Source organism: Kitasatospora sp. NPDC058170 (genome assembly GCF_042883905.1).
Taxonomy (GTDB): Bacteria; Actinomycetota; Actinomycetes; order Streptomycetales; family Streptomycetaceae; genus Kitasatospora.
This window is the reverse complement of sequence record NZ_JBHVUV010000053.1, coordinates 12,382-32,090: the sequence shown is the minus strand read 5'-3', so window position 1 is coordinate 32,090 and position 19,709 is coordinate 12,382. Positions and strand designations below refer to the sequence as shown.

The 19,709-nt window shown below is 73.1% G+C and carries 15 protein-coding genes; 4 read left to right on the top strand and 11 right to left on the bottom strand.

The annotated features are described in order from the left end of the window. The 3 genes from ACFVVX_RS36125 to fxsT (ACFVVX_RS36115) all read left to right on the top strand — a co-directional run. Positions 1-1,024 (top strand): tetratricopeptide repeat protein (locus ACFVVX_RS36125; protein ID WP_387952161.1); only part of this gene is annotated, 1,024 nt, incomplete at its 5' end. A 128-nt stretch (positions 1,025-1,152) separates the two neighbouring features. Next, positions 1,153-3,495 carry an FxSxx-COOH system tetratricopeptide repeat protein gene (gene fxsT / locus ACFVVX_RS36120; protein ID WP_387952159.1) on the top strand — a complete coding sequence of 781 codons (2,343 nt, stop codon included), beginning with the start codon at positions 1,153-1,155 and terminating at the stop codon, positions 3,493-3,495. A gap of 122 nt (positions 3,496-3,617) precedes the next feature. After that, the gene (gene fxsT / locus ACFVVX_RS36115; protein WP_387952157.1) at positions 3,618-6,761 is read left to right on the top strand and encodes an FxSxx-COOH system tetratricopeptide repeat protein; all 3,144 of its coding nucleotides are present in this window, start codon (positions 3,618-3,620) and stop codon (positions 6,759-6,761) included. Here fxsT (ACFVVX_RS36115) and ACFVVX_RS36110 read toward each other — a convergent pair. The 4 genes from ACFVVX_RS36110 to def form a co-directional block, all read right to left on the bottom strand. Further along, complete coding sequence (locus ACFVVX_RS36110; protein ID WP_387952155.1) at positions 6,730-7,647, bottom strand: polysaccharide deacetylase family protein; 918 nt, start codon at positions 7,645-7,647, stop codon at positions 6,730-6,732. The genes fxsT (ACFVVX_RS36115) and ACFVVX_RS36110 overlap by 32 nt on opposite strands. Positions 7,648-7,919: 272 nt before the next feature. Beyond that, positions 7,920-9,365 carry an RsmB/NOP family class I SAM-dependent RNA methyltransferase gene (locus tag ACFVVX_RS36105; RefSeq protein WP_387952154.1) on the bottom strand — a complete coding sequence of 482 codons (1,446 nt, stop codon included), beginning with the start codon at positions 9,363-9,365 and terminating at the stop codon, positions 7,920-7,922. A 182-nt stretch (positions 9,366-9,547) separates the two neighbouring features. Further along, positions 9,548-10,483 carry a methionyl-tRNA formyltransferase gene (gene fmt / locus ACFVVX_RS36100; RefSeq protein WP_387952152.1) on the bottom strand — a complete coding sequence of 312 codons (936 nt, stop codon included), beginning with the start codon at positions 10,481-10,483 and terminating at the stop codon, positions 9,548-9,550. A 42-nt stretch (positions 10,484-10,525) separates the two neighbouring features. Then, entirely contained in the window at positions 10,526-11,071 is a 546-nt protein-coding gene (gene def, locus ACFVVX_RS36095; protein WP_387952151.1) for a peptide deformylase, read from the bottom strand. A 244-nt stretch (positions 11,072-11,315) separates the two neighbouring features. On the opposite strand from def, the gene ACFVVX_RS36090 reads away from it, so the two are divergent. After that, positions 11,316-11,942 carry a hypothetical protein gene (locus ACFVVX_RS36090; protein WP_387952150.1) on the top strand — a complete coding sequence of 209 codons (627 nt, stop codon included), beginning with the start codon at positions 11,316-11,318 and terminating at the stop codon, positions 11,940-11,942. 198 nt (positions 11,943-12,140) lie between these two features. On the opposite strand, the gene ACFVVX_RS36085 is transcribed toward ACFVVX_RS36090, so the two are convergent. From ACFVVX_RS36085 to pyrF, 7 genes are all read right to left on the bottom strand, one after another. Further along, positions 12,141-14,228 carry a primosomal protein N' gene (locus ACFVVX_RS36085; RefSeq protein ID WP_387952148.1) on the bottom strand — a complete coding sequence of 696 codons (2,088 nt, stop codon included), beginning with the start codon at positions 14,226-14,228 and terminating at the stop codon, positions 12,141-12,143. A gap of 178 nt (positions 14,229-14,406) precedes the next feature. Further along, on the bottom strand, positions 14,407-15,615 hold the full coding sequence (metK, locus tag ACFVVX_RS36080; RefSeq protein ID WP_387952146.1) for a methionine adenosyltransferase: 1,209 nt from the start codon (positions 15,613-15,615) through the stop codon (positions 14,407-14,409). A gap of 151 nt (positions 15,616-15,766) precedes the next feature. After that, entirely contained in the window at positions 15,767-17,002 is a 1,236-nt protein-coding gene (gene coaBC / locus ACFVVX_RS36075) for a bifunctional phosphopantothenoylcysteine decarboxylase/phosphopantothenate--cysteine ligase CoaBC (RefSeq protein ID WP_387952144.1), read from the bottom strand. Positions 17,003-17,274: 272 nt separating this feature from the next. Then, a complete protein-coding gene (gene rpoZ, locus ACFVVX_RS36070; protein WP_387952142.1) occupies positions 17,275-17,541 on the bottom strand; it encodes a DNA-directed RNA polymerase subunit omega in 267 nt (88 codons plus the stop codon). A 37-nt stretch (positions 17,542-17,578) separates the two neighbouring features. Next, positions 17,579-18,136 (bottom strand): guanylate kinase, encoded by a 558-nt coding sequence (gmk, locus tag ACFVVX_RS36065; RefSeq protein ID WP_387952140.1) that lies wholly within the window; start codon positions 18,134-18,136, stop codon positions 17,579-17,581. Positions 18,137-18,184: 48 nt separating this feature from the next. After that, on the bottom strand, positions 18,185-18,511 hold the full coding sequence (mihF, locus tag ACFVVX_RS36060) for an integration host factor, actinobacterial type (RefSeq protein WP_030056187.1): 327 nt from the start codon (positions 18,509-18,511) through the stop codon (positions 18,185-18,187). A gap of 327 nt (positions 18,512-18,838) precedes the next feature. After that, complete coding sequence (gene pyrF / locus ACFVVX_RS36055; RefSeq protein WP_387952138.1) at positions 18,839-19,672, bottom strand: orotidine-5'-phosphate decarboxylase; 834 nt, start codon at positions 19,670-19,672, stop codon at positions 18,839-18,841. Positions 19,673-19,709 lie beyond the last annotated feature (37 nt).

Sequence of the window (19,709 nt, the reverse complement as noted above, 5' to 3'; positions counted from 1 at the left end):
CCAGACCGTCCTGCGCGGTCAAGCCGACCACCCCGGCCGCACCGAGGCCGAACTCGCCCTCGCCCAGGCCCTCGACGCGCTCCCCGAACCCCCCGGACACGGCCCGGCCCCCGCCTGGGACCAACACATCCCCCATCTCACCGCCCTCGCCGCCACCACCCCACCCGACCACCACGACCACCCCGTCACCCGGCACTACCTCACCGCAGCCCAACTCCTCGACCGCCAGGGCCACAAGGCACGCACCATCCCGCTACGGCAGGTCCGCCTCACCACCTACGAGCGGCTCCTGGGCGACACCCACCCCCTCACCCTGACCAGCCGCAACGACCTCGCCCTCGCCCACAGGTCGGCCGGCGAGCTGGACCGTGCCATCCCCCTCTACGAAGCCAACCTCGTGAATTTCGAGAAGGTCCTCGGCCCCACCCACCCCCACACCCTGACCGGCCGCAACAACCTGGCCGCCGCCTACCGGTCGGCGGGCGACCTCGAACGCGCCATCCCCCTCCTCGAAACCACCGTCGCCCAACGCGAAGTGGTCCTCGGCCACTCCCACCCCCACACCCTCGTCAGCCGCAACAACCTGGCCACCGCCTACCGGTCGGCCGGCGACCTCGAACGCGCCATCCGGCTCCACACCGCCACCCTCGCCCAACGCGAGGAGGTCCTCGGCCCCACCGACCCCGGCACTCTCCGAAGCCGCAACAACCTCGCCTTCGCCTACCGGTCGGCCGGCGACCTCGACCGTGCCATCCCCCTCTTCGAAACCACCCTCACCCAGCGCGAACAGACCCTCGGACCCACCCACCCGGACACCCTCGTCAGCCGCAGCAACCTCGCCCTCGCCTACCGGTCGGCCGGCGACCTCGAACGCGCCATCCCCCTCCTCGAAACCACCCTCACCCAGCGCGAACAGACCCTCGGACCCACCCACCCGGGCACACTCCACAGCCGGAACAACCTCGCCGTCGCCCTCCGGCTGGCCGATGCCGACCGATCCGGCCACCGCAGGACCCCCGGCTGACCCGGCCCACCCCAGCCGGCCCCAGCCCCGGACAGCCCCCACCGCGCCCCACCCCACCACGCCCGGCCCCCACCCCGGTGCGACAATGGCGGCCGGAATCCGTCCAACCTCCTTCCAAGGTGGGTCCTTTGACAGCCGACGACCGCCCGGACGCCGTCCCGGGCCCGCGCTCCATCACCGCACAGCACATCACCACCGCGATCACCGGCGACATCACCGGCGACATCGTGCTGCCCGCCGAGGCCTTCAACACGGCCCGCACCATCGAGGCCCCGCCCGGCGCCGCCAACCTCGCCCCGGCCCCGGTCTGCCTCGGCCGGGAGGACGAACTCGCCTGGCTCCAGCGGACGCTGGCCACCGATGGCGGCACCGCCGTCACCCAGGCCCCCGCCCTCCACGGACTCGGTGGCGTCGGCAAGAGCACGCTCGCCCTGCACTACGCCCACCGGCACCGCCACACCTACGCCCTCACCTGGTGGATCAACGCCGAGTCCCCGGCCCGGATCGAGCAGTCCCTGGCCGCCCTCGCGCTCTTCCTCCACCCCTCCTGGGCCGGCCGGGCAGCCGAGCAGTCCCGCACCGCCTGGGCAACCAACTGGCTCCAGTGGCACCCGGGTTGGCTGCTCGTCTTCGACAACGCCGAAGACCCGCGGGACCTGCTCCCCTACACCGGCGCCCTCGCCGGCGGCCACCACCTCATCACCACCCGCCGCGCCACCGGCTGGCCCAGGACAGTCCCCACCCTGCCCCTCGGCACCCTCGCCCCCGACGACGCCGCCCAACTCCTCTGCTCCTACGCCTTCGAGGACACCGAGCCGACCCCGCGCGACCTCCACGACGCCCGCCTGCTCGCCGCCGACCTCGGCCACCTCCCGCTCGCCCTCGACCAGGCCGGCGCGTACCTCGCCCAAGTCCCCACCAGCATCGACGCCTACCGCCGCACCCTCGCGACCAAGCTCGCCAGGGCCGCCGACGGCATCGACCCCGAACGCACCATCGCCACCATCTGGGCCCACACCCTCACCACGCTCCGGACGCGCAACCCGCTCGCCGTCACCGTCCTCGACACCCTCGCCTGGTTCGCCCCCGACGACATCCCCCTCACCCTCCTCGACCAGCTCGACGAGGACGAGGACGACATCCGCGAAGCCCTGGCGGTCCTCCGCGCCTACAGCATGATCAGCCTCACCCGCGACACCGTCGGCATCCACCGCCTCGTCCAGACCGTCCTGCGCGACCAGCCCGACCACCCCGGGCGCCAGGCGGCCGAACAGGCCCTCGGCCGGGCCCTCGACACCGCCCCCGCGACCGGCTCGGCCTGGGACCCCCTGATCCCCCACCTCATCGCCCTCGCCGCCACCACCCCACCCGGCCACCGCCCGAACCCCGCCGCCCGGCACTACAACACCGCGGCCCAGTACCTCTGGCGGCAAGGTCACGACGCCCGCACCATCGCGCTCCGCGAGGCCGACCTCGCCCACCGCGAGGAGACCCTGGGGGACACCCACCCCGACACGCTCGCCACCCGCAGCAACCTCGCCGCGGCCTACCAGGAGGCGGGCGACCTCGACCGCGCCATCCCCCTGCACGAGACCGCACTCGCCCAGTGCGAACAGGTCCTCGGCCCCACCCACGCCGACACCCTGAGCAGCCGCAACAACCTCGCCAACGCCTACCAGTCAGCAGGCCACCCGGGCCGGGCCGTCCCCCTCCAGGAGACCACCCTCGCGATCCGGGAGCAGGTCCTCGGCCCCACCCATCCCGACACGCTCATCAGCCGCAACAACCTCGCCACCGTCTACCACGCGGTCGGCGACCTCGGACGCGCGGTCCCCCTGGCCGAGCAGACCCTCACCCAGCGCGAACAGACCCTCGGCCCGAGCCATCCCCACACCCTGAGCAGCCGCGGCCTGCTCGCCTACATCCACGAGTCGGCCGGCGACTCCCACCGGGCCATTCCCCTCTTCGAGACCACCCTCGCCCACCAGCGCCAGGTCCTCGGCGACGCCCACCCCGACACGCTCCTCACCTGCCACAACCTCGCGTTCACCTACGCGTCGGCCGGCCTGCTCGACCGCGCCATCGCCCTGTGCGAGTCCACCCTCGCCCAACGCGAACAGGTCCTCGGCCCCAGCCACCCCGACACCCTGAGCAGCCGCAACCACCTCGCCAGCGCCTACGCGACGGCGGGCGACCTCGACCGCGCCATCCCCCTCTTCGAGGACAACCTCGCCCAGACCGAACGGGCGCTCGGGGACGCCCACCCGCAAACCCTGGCCAGCCGCGCCAGCCTGGCCAGCGCCTACACGTTCGCCGGCGACCTCGACCGCGCCGTCCCCCTCCTCGAAACCACCCTCACCCAACGCACACAGATCCTCGGCCCCACCCACCCCGACACCCTGACCACCCACACAAGGCTCCTCCGCACCCTCACCCAACGAGACGAGCGCCGCCCCGGCCACCCGGCGTAGCACCCTACGGCGCTGCCCTACTCGCCCGTCCCGGTGAGAGAATGGCCGCCACCCATCGGCTGACTCCCCACCAAGGTGGACCTGTTGATCGCTACCCAGGCCAGTACCACGGCTGCTGCCCCGTGATCGAGCCGCACCAGCCGATCACCGCCTCGGGCGACCGGTCCACCGCGGCCCACAGCATCGGCAACGTGTCCACCGGCGACACCCACATCGTGCTGCCCGCCGAAGTCCTCAACGCCGCCCGGGACATTCAAGCCCCACCCCGCACCGGCAACCTCGCCCCGCCACCAACCTGCGTCGGACGCGACAACGAACTCTCCTGGCTTCACCGCGTCCTGGACTCCAACGGCGGCACCGCCGTCACCCAGGCGCCGGCGGTCCACGGCCTCGGCGGCATCGGCAAGAGCACCCTCGCCCTGCGCTACGCCCACCACCACCGGGACGACTACACCCTCGTCTGGTGGATCAACGCCGAATCCCCCGCCCGCATCGAGCAGTCCCTCGCCGCACTCACCATGCGGCTCCACCCCTCCTGGGCGAGCCAGGCATCCGAACAGGCTCGCGCAATGTGGGCGACCAACTGGCTGCACTGGCACCCGGGTTGGCTCCTCATCTTCGACAACGCCGAAGACCCCCGCGACCTGCACTCCTACCTCGGCGCCCTCACGAGCGGCCACCACGTCGTCACCACCCGCCGCGCTACCGGCTGGCCACACGGCTTTCCCACCCGCTCGCTCGGCACCCTCGGCTCCGAGGAGGCCGCCGCCTTCCTCTGCGATCGCGCGCTGAATGGCGCCACCCCGAGCCCGCACGACCTCCACCACGCTCGCCTGCTGGCGGCCGACCTCGGCCACCTCCCCCTCGCCCTCGACCAGGCCGGCGCCTACCTCGCCCAACACCCCACCGTCACCCTCGACACCTACCGACGCACCCTGGGTACCAAGCTCGCCAAGGCCGCCGACGGCATCGACCCCGAACGCACCATCACCCGTATCTGGACCCACACCCTCGCGGCGCTGGAAGAGCACGGCCCCCTCCCGATCACCGTCCTCGACACGCTTGCCTGGCTCGCCCCCGACGACATCCCGCTCGCTCTTCTCCGCCACCTCGGCACCGAGGAGGAACTCGCCGAAGCCCTCGGCATCCTCCGCACCTACAGCATGATCACCCTCACCCGCGACACCGTCGGCATCCACCGCCTCGTCCAGACTGTCCTCCGCGACCAACCCGACCACCCCGGCCGCACCGAAGCCGAACACACCCTCGCCCAAGCCCTCGACGCCCTCCCCGAGCCCCCCGAACGCGGACCGGCCCCCGCCTGGGACCAACACATCCCCCACCTCACCGCCCTCGCCGCCACCACCCCACCCGACCACCACGACCACCCCGTCACCCGGCACTACCTCACCGCCGCCCAGTACCTCCTCAGCCAAGGCCACGACGCCCGCACCATCCCGCTCCGGGAGGTCCGCCTCACCAGCTGCGAACAGCACCTGGGCGACACCCATCCCGACACGCTCGCCGCTCGCAACAACCTCGCCGCCGCCTACCGGTCGGCAGGCCACCTCGGCCGGGCGCTCCCCCTCCAGGAAGCCACCCTCACCCAGAGCGAACAGGTCCTCGGCCACACCCACCCCGACACCCTCACCAGCCGCAACAACCTCGCCTACGCCTATGCGGCAGCAGGCGACCTCGACCGCGCCATCCCCCTCTACGAAACCACCCTCGCCCAGTGCGAGCGGGTCCTCGGCCACACCCACCCCGACACCCTGCTCAGCCGCAACAACCTCGCCGGCGCATACGCGTCCGCAGGCGACCTCGACCGCGCCATCCCCCTCTACGAAACCACCCTCGCCCAACGCGAGCAGGTCCTCGGCCCCACCCACCCCCAAACCCTCACCAGCCGCAACAACCTCGCGGCCGCCTACGACGACGCGGGGGACCTCGACCGCGCCATCCCCCTCTACAAGACCACCCTCGCCCAACGCGAACAGACCCTCGGCCCCACCCACCCCCAAACCCTCACCAGCCGCAACAACCTCGCCTACGCCTACACAGCAGCAGGCGACCTCGACCGCGCCACCCCCCTCCATGAAGCCACCCTCGCCCAACGCGAGCAGGTCCTCGGCCACACCCACCCGGACACCCTGATGAGCCGCAACAACCTCGCCTACGTCTACCAGGACGCCGGGGACCTCGACCGCGCCATCGCCCTCTACGAGACCACCCTCACCCAGAGCGAGGAGGTCCTCGGCCACACCCACCCGGACACCCTGATGAGCCGCAACAACCTCGCCGCCGCGTACAAGGAAGCAGGGCACCTCGGCCTCGCCACCACCCTCTGTGAAATCAACCTCACTCAGAGCGAGCAGTTCCTCGGCCCCACCCACCCCCAAACCCTCGCCACCCGCGACAACCTCGCCTACGCCTACGCAGCAGCAGGCGACCTCGACCGCGCCATCCCCCTCTACGAAACCACCCTCGCCCAACGCGAACAGACCCTCGGCCCCACCCACCCCCAAACCCTCGCCACCCGCGACAACCTCGCCGCCGCCCTCGCACGGCAGAAGACAAGCCGTCCCAGCCCCGCCGCTGGCGGCCCGGGCGCCGACAGCCGTGCCGCTGAGGAGTCCCGCCGCCCCTCCCGGCACACCCGCACGAGACCACACCCGAACGAGGCCGCACCTGCGGCACGGCCGTGCCCGCATCGGCAGACCGTTTCCTCGGCAGACCCAAAGGAGGAACCCCCGCCCGCGTCGAGCCGGTTCGTCGCCACCAGTCCGCCCCGGGTGCCACAATGGACGCCGAACACTCGTCAACTTCCCACCGGGGTGGACCGCTTGAGCACCGAGATCGCCACACTGATGACCGAGGCCGGCCCGTACCTGTCGGCGGCCGTCAGCGCCTACGGCACCGCCGTCCTGACCCGGGCCGAGGACTCGGCCGTCGACGCCACCGCCAACCTCGGCCGCCGACTGCTGCAGCGCGTCTGGCGCCGCGGCTCCGCGGCCGAGCAGTCGGCGCTGGCCCTGGCGGTCGAGGAGGCCGCCACCGACACCGAGGACCCGGACGCGGCCGCCGCCCTGCGCCAGCAGATCAAGCGGGCCCTGCGCGAGGACACCGAACTGCTCGCCGAGATCGCCGCGTTGGTCACCGCCCAGCCGAAGCCCTCGATCTCGATCAACGCCATCGGCACCCGGTCCATCGCCGCCCAGCACATCGGCACGGCCATCACCGGCGACGGGCACCACCCCACCCGGTGACCCCGCCCGCCTGTCCGCGCCAGACCCGCTGAACGGCCCGGTAGTCGGTCACCACGACGCCCTCCTGCCGCACCAACTCCCGTGCGTCCTCCGAGACCAGGAACTCGTAGTCGCTCCGCCGCACCCGCCACCCGCCGTCCGTCGCCCGCGAGCGCGCTCCCCCGAGGCTCGGGTGCACGGCCCACTCGCTGAGCCCGGCCGGCAGCTCGCGCAGCAGGCGGGCGTAGCGGTCCTGCTTGCCGTCGAGGTCGAGTGAGAAGCTGTCCAGGAAGGCGTGGTCGACCACCGGCAGGCTCCGCCGCCGCATGCTCCGCAGGCCGGGTTCGAGCCAGACCCGGACCGCGAGCCCGTACTCGGCGGCCAGCGCCACGGTGAGGTCGAGGATGTCCGCGCGTCCACCGTCGGCCAGGCAGTGGAAGTCCAGGTGGGTCGGTGCGAGCCCGGCGTCGGCCACCGTGTCGATCTGGGCGCGGAACTCCACCTCGACCTCCTCGATCCTGGCCCGGGCGAGCAGTTCGGCGCGTCCGGCCGGCGTCGGCTCGAACAGCCGCCCCGCCGCGTCGAGCAGCGAGGGCACCAGCCGCCTCGGCGCCGACGGCGCCCGGCTCAGCGCGGGCGTCTCGCAGACCAGGGTGAGATGGACCCCGAACGGGATCTCCGGCCGCCGCCGCAGCAGACCCATCGCGTGCTGCGCGGCCGGGCACGGCACCATCAGGCTGCACGAACTGCCGATCCCCCGCTCGATGGAGTCGATCACCGCCGCATTGACGTCCTCATCCATGCCGAAGTCGTCACAGTTGACGATCAACACCCGGGCACCGGTGGGGAAGCCCAGCAGCTCACTCGACATCAGCGGCGCCGAACCCCCGCGCTCTTCCTCGTCCATCTCCGCAGTCTCATCCGCGACCGGCCACCACCGCACGCGAATTATCCGCCTGTCACCGCGACCACCCCGTACCGGCACCCCTGACGGCCGCGAGCACAACCGGCCGCCCTCGCCACGCGGCAGCCCCCGTCATACGACGGCCCTCGTCATGGGACGTCGGACCGGCCGACTTCCCATGACGAGGGCCCACTCGGACACCGCGGCCCCGGCCGAACCGGCCGAACCGGCCAGGCCGTACGGACCGGTCGGACCGGCCGAACCGGTCGGACCGGTCAGGCCGTACGGCGCAGCAGCGCCAGGTACATCGCGTCCGTGCCGTGCAGGTGCGGCCAGAGCTGGACGTCCGGCCCGTCGCCGAGCGCCGGGACTCCGGGGAGGAGCGGGCGGGCGTCGATCCACTCGAGCCGGCCGCCCTCGGCCCGCAGGACGTCGTCCACGACGGCGCGGGTCTCGGCGAGGTGCGGCGAGCAGGTGGCGTAGCCGACGACGCCGCCGATCCGGGTGGCCTCGACGGCCGAGCGGAGCAGGTCGCGCTGGAGCGGGCCGAACGCGGCGACGTCCTGCGGACGGCGGCGCCAGCGGGCCTCGGGGCGGCGGCGCAGTGCGCCCAGGCCGGAGCAGGGCACGTCGACGAGGACGCGGTCGAAGCCGCCGGACCGCCAGGCGGGCCGGGTTCCGTCGGCGGCGATCACGGTGTACGGGCCGGGGTTGCCCTCGAGCGCCCGTGCGACGAGCCGGGCCCGGTGCGGCTGCTTCTCGCTGGCCACCAGGGCGGCGCCGCGCTCGGCGGCGAGGGCGGCGAGCAGGGCCGCCTTGCCGCCGGGGCCGGCGCAGCCGTCCAGCCAGAGCCGGTCGGGGCCGTCCAGCGGCGCTGCCGCGAGGGCGAGCGCGACGAGCTGGCTGCCCTCGTCCTGGACGCCGGCCCGGTTCTCCTGCACGGCCGCCAGCGCGCCCGGGTCGCCGCCCTCGGCGAGCCGCAGCGCGAACGGGGACCAGCGGCCGGGCTCGGCCTCGGGGAGCACGTCGGCCAGCTCGCCGACGGTGGCGCGACCGGGGCGGGCCACCAGGGTGACCTCGGGGCGCTCGTTGTCGGCGCGCAGCAGCTCCTCCAGGGCGGTGCGCCCGGAGGCGTCCGGCTGCCAGCGGCCGAGCGAGTCCCAGAGCGCGGATACCACCCAGCGGGGGTGCGAGTGGACGACGGCGAGGTGGTCCTCGGCGTCCTTCTCGTACGGCGGGGCGACCTTCGCGATCCACTCGTCCAGGTCGTGGGCGCTGATCCGGCGCAGCACGGCGTTGACGAACTTCGCCTTGCCGTCGCCGAGCACCACCCGGGCCAGTTCGACGGTGGCCGAGACGGCGGCGTGGGTGGGGATGCGGGTGGTGAGCAGCTGGTGGGCGCCGAGCGAGAGGACGTCCAGAACCGGCGGGTCGACCTTGCCCAGCGGGCGGTCGATGCAGGCGGCGATGATCGCGTCGTAGGTGCCCTGGAGCCGGAGGGTGCCGTAGACGAGCTCGGTGGCGAGGGCGGCGTCGCGCCGGTCCATGCCCTTCTGCTCGGCCTCGCGGAGCAGCGAGGGCAGGATCAGGTTGGCGTAGGCGTCGCGCTCGTCGACGGCGCGCAGGGCGCGGAAGGCGACGATCCGGGCCGGGTCCTTCTTCGGACGGCGGTGCGGACGGGGGGCGCGCTGGGCGCCGGAGCCGGTGGTGGGCGTGGTCATGGAGTGCCTCAACGTGCTACGGGGGTTATCAATCGAACAGTAACGCTAAATCCGGGCGTCAGCCGCCGGGCCCGGACCGGCCGGCCCTCAGCCCAAGGAAGCCCTCGGACCCGGGTAGCCCCGGCCCGGCCGCCCTCAGGCGCCGGAACCGCGCGGCCGGATCAGCCCTCGAAACGGCCCGGTCAGCCCTCGAACCGCTCGCCGGACTCGATCCGGGCCCCGCGGGCCCAGTCCGCCGCACGCATCGGCTTCTTGCCCTGCGGCTGGACCTCGCCCAGCTCGATCTCGTGGCTGCCGGTACCGACCCGGACGCTGTTCTTGCCGACGGCCAGCTCACCGGGCGCGAGCTCGCTCGCGTCCGTCAGCAGCTTGACCGCGCCGGAGACCTTCAGCCGCTCGCCGCGGAACACGGTCCACGCACCCGGCGCGGGGGCGCAGCCGCGCACCACGCGGTCGACCCGCAGGGCGGGGTGGGTCCAGTCGATGCGGGCGTCCTCGACACTGATCTTCGGTGCGAGCGTGATGCCCTCGGAGGGCTGCGCGACGGCGTGCAGGCTGCCGTCGGCGATGCCGTCCATGGTGGCGGTGAGCAGGCGCGCGCCGGCGTGGGAGAGCCGGGTGAGCAGTTCGCCGCTGGTGTCGGTCGGGCGGATCTCCTCGGTGAGGATGCCGTACACCGGGCCGGAGTCGAGACCCTGCTCGATCAGGAAGGTGGACGCGCCGGTGACCTCGTCGCCGGCCAGCACCGCGTGCTGGACGGGGGCGGCGCCGCGCCAGGCGGGGAGCAGCGAGAAGTGCAGGTTGACCCAGCCGTGCTTGGGGATCTCCAGCGTCCCGGGGCGCAGCAGCGCGCCGTACGCGACCACCGGGCAGCAGTCGGGGGCGAGTTCGGTGAGCCGGGCGACGAACTCGGGGTCGCTGGGCTTCGCGGGCTTGAGAATCTCGATCCCGGCCTCCTCGGCGCGCTGGGCGACGGGGCTGGCGACCAGCTTGCGGCCGCGGCCGGCGGGGGCGTCGGGGCGGGTGACCACCGCGACGACCTCGTGCCGGTCGGAGGCGAGCAGGGCCTCCAGGGCGGGGACGGCGACCTCGGGGGTGCCGGCGAAGACGAGACGCATCAAGTGCCTTTCTGCTGAGGGATGTTCGAGAGGTCGGGCGGGTCAGCGCGCTGCGCCGAAAGTACCGTGCGGGGAGATCTTGACGACCGGGGCGGGGCCGCCGGCCCAGTCCGTCTCGCGGATCGCCTTCAGCGCGGCCTTGCGCTGCTCGCGGTCGAGGCGGTCGATGAAGATGATGCCGTCGAGGTGGTCGGTCTCGTGCTGGATGCAGCGGGCGAGCAGTTCGGTGCCCTCGATGGTCACCGGGTCTCCGTGCATGTTGAAGCCCTTGGCCACCACGCCGTAGGCGCGCTTGGTGTCGTAGCGCAGGCCGGGCAGCGAGAGGCAGCCCTCGGGGCCGTCCTGCTCCTCGTCCGTCAGCGCCAGGTCCGGGTTGATCAGGTGCCCGGTGACGCCGCCCACGTGATAGGTGAACACCCGCAGGGAGATACCGAGTTGAGGTGCCGCCAGGCCGGCGCCGGGGGCGTCGAGCATGGTGTCGGTGAGGTCCTTGACGAGGTTGCGCAGCTCCTTGTCGAAGGTGGTCACCGGCTTCGCGGTGGCCCGCAGGACGGGGTCTCCGAAGATGCGGATCGGCTGGATCGCCACGGGGTTCGGGCTCCTGTCCGTCGGGGGTCGCGGGCTGCTCGGCATCGGCTGGCCATCGGCAAGTCTATGCAATCCCGACCGGTCCCTTTCGGTCGCGCCCGGGCATCTGGCATATCCCGAGTGGGCCCGCTGCGTGACCCCGGCCCCCGGTCCGGCGTTGGTCAAGTGAGATTGACCGGGGCCGGGGCGCACGGGACACGGCGCTCCGGCCGAGCTGAACCGTACGGAAGGTGGCACGTAAGCCATGGCCGAGCAGATCAACCACGACGCCCGGGCGCGGGCGAGCCTGCACCTGCTGGTGCGGGACATCGAGCGGGTGAGGCGGCAGGTCGACGCGCTGCGGACGCTCACCGCCCAACTGGGCAACGTCTACCGACCCCGCCGGCCCAGCACCTCGGCCGGATTCGTGGTGTACGGGCGGGCGCCCGCCCCGACGGTGCGCCTGGCGCAGGAGCTGCGCGAGAGCGTGGAGACGCTGGTGGCGGCGGCGGTCGAGTTCGACCGGGCACTGGGCTTCTCGTGGGACTCGGTGGGCTCGGCCCTCGGGGTCACCAAGCAGGCGGTGCACCGGCGGTACGGGATGCGGAGGCCGACCAGCGAGCTGCTGGCCGCGGGCGGGGTCCCGGCGGGAGGTGTCCCGGGTGTGCCCGGGCCGAGCCGGCCGGACCGCTCCGAGGAGCTGGCGGGCCACACGCCCGGCCACACATCCGGCCACACGCCCGGCCACAACCCGGTTGCCGGCCCGGCCCCGACCGGCCTGGCCGCCACCGTCCCGGCGGCCCGGCAGGGCGGCCTGGACCGCAGCGCGCTGGACCGCAGCGCCCTCGACCGGGCCGGCCTGGACCGCACGGGCGTCCCGCTGCGGGGCTGAGCCGACGGGCCCCGACGGGTGACCGGTCCTCGGTCGCTTCACCGACCGAGGACCGAGGACCGATCACCCGCAGCCGCCCCACCTCGGCTCACCCCGCCCGAACCCACGCCACCTCGGCTCACCCCGCCCGAACCCACCCCACCTCGGCTCACCCCGCCCAAGCCCGCCCGACCCAAGCCCACCCCACCGGGCCCCACCTCACCCGATGTCCAGCGGATCGATCCGCACCTTCACCGGATCCGGCGTCCGCAGGGCGATCCGCGCGATCTGCGCCGCCTTCAGCGCCGCCGCCAGCGCCGACCCCTGCCCGGGCGGCACCCGCAGCAGCGCCCGTTCCTGCTCCTCCCCCCGCAGCGCCGGAGCCGGCACCGGTCCCAGCACATCCGCCTCGGCCGGCAGCCGCACCAGCCCCAGCAGGTCGGCCACCGCCGCCGGGCTCCCCGCCACCGAGGCCATCCGCGACACCGGCGGGAAGTGCAGCTGCGCCCGCTCGTCCAGCTCCAGCCCGGCGTGCCCCAGCGGATCCCACCGCACCAGCGCCTGCACCGGCCGCGCACCCGGATCGGCGACCACCACCACCGCGCCGCCCTCCACCGCCGGCCGCACCAGCGCGGCCGCCGTCAGCCAGAGCCGCAGCGTCTCCTCCCCCGCCCGCAGGTCGGGCCGCCCCAGCAGCGCCCAGCCGTCCAGCAGCAGCGCGGCCGCATACCCGCTGCCGCCCTCGACCACCGGCTCGGCACCCGGCGTGGAGATCACCAGTGACGGTTCGGCGGGCACGGTGGCCAGCACCGCGTCCCGCCCCGAGGTCCGCACCGGGATCCGCGGGAACGCCTTGCCCAGCTCCTCCGCCGTGCGCCGTGCGCCGACCACCTGGGCCCGCAGCCGGAACGAGCCGCACTCCTGGCAGTGCCAGTCCGCCTCCGCCTCCCCGCACCACCCGCACCGCAGCGGCGCATCGGCGGCCGCCGACTCCAGCGGGCCCTCGCACCGGCGGCAGCGCGCCGGGGTCCGGCAGCGCCCGCACGCGAGCCGGGGCACGTACCCGCGCCGGGGCACCTGGATCAGCACCGGCCCGCCGGCGGCCAGGGCGTCCCGGGCGACCTCCCAGGCCACCGAGGGCAGCCGGGCGGCCTGCGCGGCCGCGTCCCGGTGCTGGTCCAGCTCGGTGACGGTCCGGACCCGGGGTGCCACCTGCCGCACGGTCTCCCGTTCGGCGGCCAGCGGCCGCGCCCAGCCCGTGTTCACCAGCTGGGCGCCCTCCACCGTCACCGCGTGCCCGCCGAGCAGCACGCCCGCGCCCTCCTCGGCCGCGCGCAGCAGCGCGACCTCGCGCACGTGCGGGTGCGGGGCGCGCGGGTCGCTGTGGCTGCTGTCACCGTCCGACCAGACGACGACCAGCCCGAGGTCCCGGACCGGCGCGAACATGGTGGCGCGGGTGCCGATGGCGGCCCGGACCGAGCCCCGGCTCACCGTCAGCCAGCGCCGGTAGCGTTCCTGCGGTCCGAGGTCGGCCGCCAGGGTGGCGTGCCGTCCCTCCCCGAGCAGCTCGGTGAGCGCCCGGTCGACCCGAGCCGTCGTCCGGCCGTCGGGCAGCACGACCAGCGCGCCGCGCCCGCTCGCCAGCGTCGCGGCGACGGCGCGCGCGATCTCGTACGGCCAGCCGGGCCCGGGCAGCGCCGACCAGACGGCGCGCGGCGAGCCGCCGCCGGCCAGCGAGGCCAGGAACTCCGCTCCGGCGGGGTAGCGCGACCAGCCGCCCGGCGACGGGGCCTCGGGCGCCGGCAGCGGTTCGGGCGAGGGCTCGGCCTCCGCCTTGGCGTGCCGGGGCGGCACGGCGAGCTGCAGGACGTCCGCCAGGGTGCCCGCGTACCGGTCGGCGACCGTCCGGCAGAGCCGCAGCAGCTGCGGGGTGAGCACCGGCTCGGGCGAGAGCACCTGGGCGAGCGGCGCCAGCGGCCCGGGGAAGTCGCTCTTCTCCAGCCGCTCGACGATGAACCCGTCGTGCAGTTCCCCGCCCTCGCGCTGGCCCTTGACCACGCGCGCCCCGAAACGCACCCGCACCCGGGCGCCGGGCCGGGCGTCCTGCGCCATCGCGGCGGGCACCTCGTAGTCGAAGAACTTGTCGATGGTCAGCAGGCCCTTGTCCACCACCACCCGGGCCACCGGCAGGTGCTCGGCCCGCTTGGCACCGCGCCAGGTACGGGGCTTCGCCCGGCGGACCGTCTCCCGGATGAACGCCAGCTGTTCCGGCGCCCCGCCCTCGTCACTCCCCTGCGTGCTGCTCATCGCTCCCAGTACTACCAGGTCCCACCGACAGGGCCCGCCAACGGACCCCGTCGACACAACGCCGCAGGCGGCGGCCACCCCGGGTACGGGGCGACCGCCGCCTGCGGTCCGAACAGGTCGTTCTCACATCGAAGGACGAGCGGAGGACGACCGAAAAACGACCGGAGGACGACCGGGGTCAGTCCTGCACGGCCTTCTTCAGCAGCTCGACCCGGTCGGTCCGCTCCCAGGTGAAGTCCGGCAGCTCACGGCCGAAGTGGCCGTACGCGGCGGTCTGCGAGTAGATCGGACGCAGCAGGTCCAGGTCGCGGATGATCGCGGCCGGGCGGAGGTCGAACACCTCGGTGACGGCCTTCTGGATCGAGAGGACCGGCACGGTCTCGGTGCCGAAGGTCTCCACGAACAGGCCGACCGGCTCGGCCTTGCCGATCGCGTACGCGACCTGCACCTCGGCGCGGCGGGCGAGGCCGGCGGCGACGATGTTCTTCGCCACCCAGCGCATCGCGTACGCGGCCGAGCGGTCCACCTTGGACGGGTCCTTGCCGGAGAAGGCACCGCCGCCGTGGCGGGCCATGCCGCCGTAGGTGTCGATGATGATCTTGCGGCCGGTGAGGCCGGCATCACCCATCGGGCCACCGATCTCGAAGCGGCCGGTCGGGTTGACCAGCAGGCGGTAGCCCTCGGTCACCAGCTTGATGCCCTGCTCGGCCAGCGCCTTCAGCTCCGGCTCCACGACGAACTCGCGGATGTCCGGGGTGAGCAGCGAGTCGAGGTCGATGTCGCTCGCGTGCTGCGAGGAGACGACCACGGTGTCGAGGCGGACGGCCTTGTCACCGTCGTACTCGATGGTGACCTGGGTCTTGCCGTCGGGGCGCAGGTACGGGATGGTCCCGTTCTTGCGGACCTCGGAGAGGCGGCGCGAGAGGCGGTGCGCGAGGGTGATCGGCAGCGGCATCAGCTCGGGCGTCTCGTCCGACGCGTAGCCGAACATCAGGCCCTGGTCGCCGGCACCCTGCTTGTCCAGGTCGTCCTCGTCACCCTCGACCCGGGCCTCGTACGCGGTGTCGACGCCCTGCGCGATGTCGGGCGACTGGGCACCGATGGACACCGACACGCCACAGGAGGCGCCGTCGAAGCCCTTCTTGGAGCTGTCGTAGCCGATCTCCAGGATCTTGTCCCGGACGAGCTGGGCGATCGGCGCGTACGCCTTGGTGGTCACCTCGCCGGCCACGTGCACCTGGCCGGTCGTGATGAGCGTCTCCACGGCGACCCGGGACGTCGGGTCCTCCCGGAGGAGAGCGTCAAGGATGGTGTCGCTGATCTGGTCAGCGATCTTGTCGGGGTGTCCCTCGGTCACGGATTCCGAGGTGAACAGGCGGCGAGACACAGCGCTCCCTGGGGTTGCAGCGGCTGCTGACTGAAGGCCCCCGGCGAACCGGGGACATCCGGAAAGACTTGATTCCTGGATTCTAACGGGCACCTACCGGCAACCGTCACCCGCTTCCATAAAGAGAGACTCGAGAATCACTCGATTCCGATCACCCGGTGATCGGCGGGAGACGCTTCCCGATCAAATCCCAGACCACATCGGCAAGGGCTTCCTTGGGACCCACCGGAACGGGTGTCTCACTGCCGTCCGAGCCCAGAACCACGGCCTCGTTGACGTCCGTACCGAAGGCCTTGCCGTTGCCGACCTCGTTGACGACCAGCAGGTCGCAACCCTTGCGGGCGAGCTTGGCTCGGCCGTTGGCGAGCACGTCGTCGGTCTCCGCCGCGAAACCCACGACCAGTTGGCCCGAACGGGGACGACGGGCGGAGAGCTCGGCCAGCACGTCCGGGTTGCGGACCAGTGCGACCGGCGCCGGCTCGACCCCCTCGACCTTCTTGATCTTGCCGGTGGCGTACTCGGCGGGCCGGAAGTCGGCCACCGCCGCCGCCATCACCACCGCGTCCGCGTCCGCCGCCGCCTTCAGCGCGGCCTCGCGCAGCTGCAGCGCCGTCGAGACGTGCACCACGTCGACCCCGGCCGGGTCGGGCAGCTCCGCGTTGGCCGAGACCAGCGTCACCCTGGCCCCCCGGGCGGCGGCCGTGACGGCCAGCGCGTAGCCCTGCTTGCCGGAGGAGCGGTTGCCGAGGAAGCGCACCGGGTCCAGCGGCTCACGGGTGCCGCCGGCCGAGACCACCACGTGCCGGCCCGCCAGGTCGTCGCCGGCCCCGCCCCGGCGCAGCACCGCCCGGCAGGCGTCGAAGATCGCGCCCGGGTCGGGCAGCCGGCCCTTGCCGGTGTCGACGCCGGTCAGCCGCCCGACGGCCGGCTCCAGCACGATGGTGCCGCGCCGCCGCAGCGTGGCGACGTTCTCCCGGGTCGCCGGGTGCTCCCACATCTCGGTGTGCATCGCGGGCGCCAGGACGACCGGGCAGCGTGCGGTGAGCAGGGTGTTGGTGAGCAGGTCGTCGGCCAGCCCGTGGGCGGCCTTGGCCATCAGGTCCGCGGTGGCGGGCGCGACCACGACCAGGTCGGCCTGCTGGCCGATCCGCACGTGCGGCACCTCGTGGACGCGGTCCCAGGTCTCGGTGGCGGCCGGGCGGCCGGAGAGCGCGGCCCAGGTGGCCTCGCCGACGAAGTGCAGTGCGGCGGCCGTCGGCACCACGGTGACCTGGTGGCCGGACTCGGTGAACCGGCGCAGCAGCTCGCAGGCCTTGTAGGCGGCGATGCCGCCGCTGACGCCGAGGACGACGCGCGGGGCGTCCGTCCGGTCCGAAGTCGCGCTCATTTTCCCGCTTTCCTCCGCTTTCCTCCGGCTCATGGAACTCGGCTCACCCTACGACCCCGCGGTGATCGCCCGCACTGTGGTGGACCGCACAGCCTCCGGGCATGCCGAAGGGCCCGGCGGAAACGATTCCGCCGGGCCCTTCGAAGCTCTACCGAAAAAAGCTCTACCGAAGCCTCGGTCCACTGAGGTCAACCGAGGTCGGCCGGGGTTCACCGAGGCCCGTCAAGGCCTCGAACGCCCACCGGAGCCGGCCCGGGTCCACCGGAACTGGCTCAGGCCCCCTCGATCGCCTCGGCGGTCAGCATGCCCGCGTTGATCTCGCGCAGCGCGATCGACAGCGGCTTCTCGTGCACGTGGGTGTCGACCAGCGGACCGACGTACTCCAGCAGGCCCTCACCCAGCTGCGAGTAGTACGCGTTGATCTGACGCGCGCGCTTGGCGGCGTAGATCACGAGGCTGTACTTGGAGTCGGTGGCCTCAAGCAGCTCGTCGATCGGCGGGTTGATGATGCCCTCGGGCGCGGTCATAGAAGAGGACACGCGAAAACCTTCCGAAAGGGTGGAAAAGACAGACAGGTCAGGCTACACCGAGCAAGGCTAGCAGTTCGGCCGCTACCTGTTCGACGGAGGTGTTGACAAGGGTCGTGTCGAACTCCGTTTCGGCGGCGAGCTCGACCGTGGCGGCCTCCAGACGCTTTTCGATCACGTCCTGCGCCTCGGTGCCCCGGCCGGTGAGCCGGCGGACCAGCTCGTCCCAGCTCGGCGGAGCCAGGAACACCAGCTGCGCCTCGGGCATCGACTCGCGCACCTGACGCGCGCCCTGCAGGTCGATCTCCAGCAGGACGGGCTCGCCGCGCTCCAGCTTCTCCAGCACCGCCGAGCGGGGCGTGCCGTAGCGGTTTCCCGCGAACACGGCCCACTCCAGCAGTTCACCGTTGGCGATCAGCTTGTCGAACTCGTCGTTGTCGACGAAGTGGTACTGGACCCCGTTCTGCTCGCCGGGCCTCGGGTGGCGGGTCGTCGCCGACACCGAGAGCCAGACCTCGGGGTGCTGCTTCCTCATATGAGCGACGACCGTGCTCTTGCCGACGCCCGAAGGGCCGGAGAGCACGGTCAGCCGCGGACGCTCACTCATGCACCGATTATCCCGGATCGCGGACGATCCCGGGACCACGGGGCACGGTCAGGCGGCACCGCCGCCGAACTCCCGCTCCAGGGAGGCGATCTGGTTCGTACCGAGGCCGCGGACCCGGCGGCTCTCACTGATGCCGAGGCGCTCCATGATCTGCTTGGCACGGACCTTGCCGACGCCCGGCAGGGACTCCAGCAGTGCCGAGACCTTCATCTTGCCGATCACGTCGTTGTCGGCCTTGCCGGCCTTGATCACCTCGTGCAGGGAGGCGCCGGAGTGCTTGAGCCGGTTCTTGACCTCGGCGCGCTCCCGGCGAGCCTCGGCGGCCTTGGCGAGCGCGGCTGTGCGCTGTTCAGGGGTAAGGGGCGGAAGAGCCACGCCGTTCACCTCAGGGTGTGGAAGGAAGGGATTGAGCTATGACTGGTTTGGTTCCCAGGGCGCCGGCCGCAGGGGAACCCAATGGCTCTGACCTGCGAGAGCAACGGGAATCGCGGCTCTTCGACGACCTATCGCCGGACACTACCCGGATTGCGGCGCCACGTCAGGAAAAGAACACGAAAAGTCCTGGTCAGCCAAGGCCGACCAGGACTTTACCGGGCAAAACGACCCTGATTCGGGTCCTTTCGAAGGGGCGATGTGACGGCGCTCACGTCAAGCCGTCAGGGACCGCGCCACCCCGCCGCGCCACTGCGCAGGGTCACGGGGTCACTTCACGGCGTCCGCGTACTCGTCGACGAAGCGCTGCGCGGCCTCCCGCAGGGCCGGCAGCGACGGTCCGTGCCTGAGCACGTCCCGGCTGACGCTCGGCACCACGTTGCGCACCGAGGCGCCGAACACCCGGGGCAGGTCCGCCATGGTCGCGCCCTGGGCGCCGATCCCGGGGGCCAGCAGCGGGCCGTTGATCGCCAGGTCCGCACCCGCGTCCGCGAGGGTCGCGCCGACCACCGCGCCGAAGGAGCCGAGCGGCTCGGCGCCGGCGTTCTCGGCGGCCAGCTGCCGCAGCACCGAGGCGGCCACCGACTCGCCGTCCGCGCCACGGGCGCGCTGCACCTCGGCGCCCTCCGGGTTGGAGGTGAGCGCCAGCGCGAAGACGCCCGCGCCGTTGGCCGCCGCCAGGTCGAGCGCCGGGCGCAGCGAGCCGAAGCCCAGGTAGGGGCTGACGGTCACGGCGTCCGAGAACAGCGGGCTGGCCGGGGAGAGGAAGGCCTCGGCGTAGGCGGCCATGGTGGAGCCGATGTCGCCGCGCTTGGCGTCCATCAGGACGAGGGCGCCGGCCGCGCGGGCCTCCTCGACGGACTTCTCCAGGACGGCGACGCCCCGGCTGCCGAAGCGCTCGAAGAAGGCGGCCTGCGGCTTGAGCACGGCCACCCGGTCGGCCAGCGCCTCGACCACGGTGCGGCTGAAGGTCTCCAGGCCCGCCACGGAGTCCTCCAGTCCCCAGGCGGCGAGCAGGGAGGCGTGCGGGTCGATGCCGACGCACAGCTGGCCGCGGGTGTCGAGGGCGTGGCGCAGACGGGCACCGAAGGGGGCGAGGGTCATGACGTCCTTTCCGGGACGGTCGGCGGAGTAGTCGTGG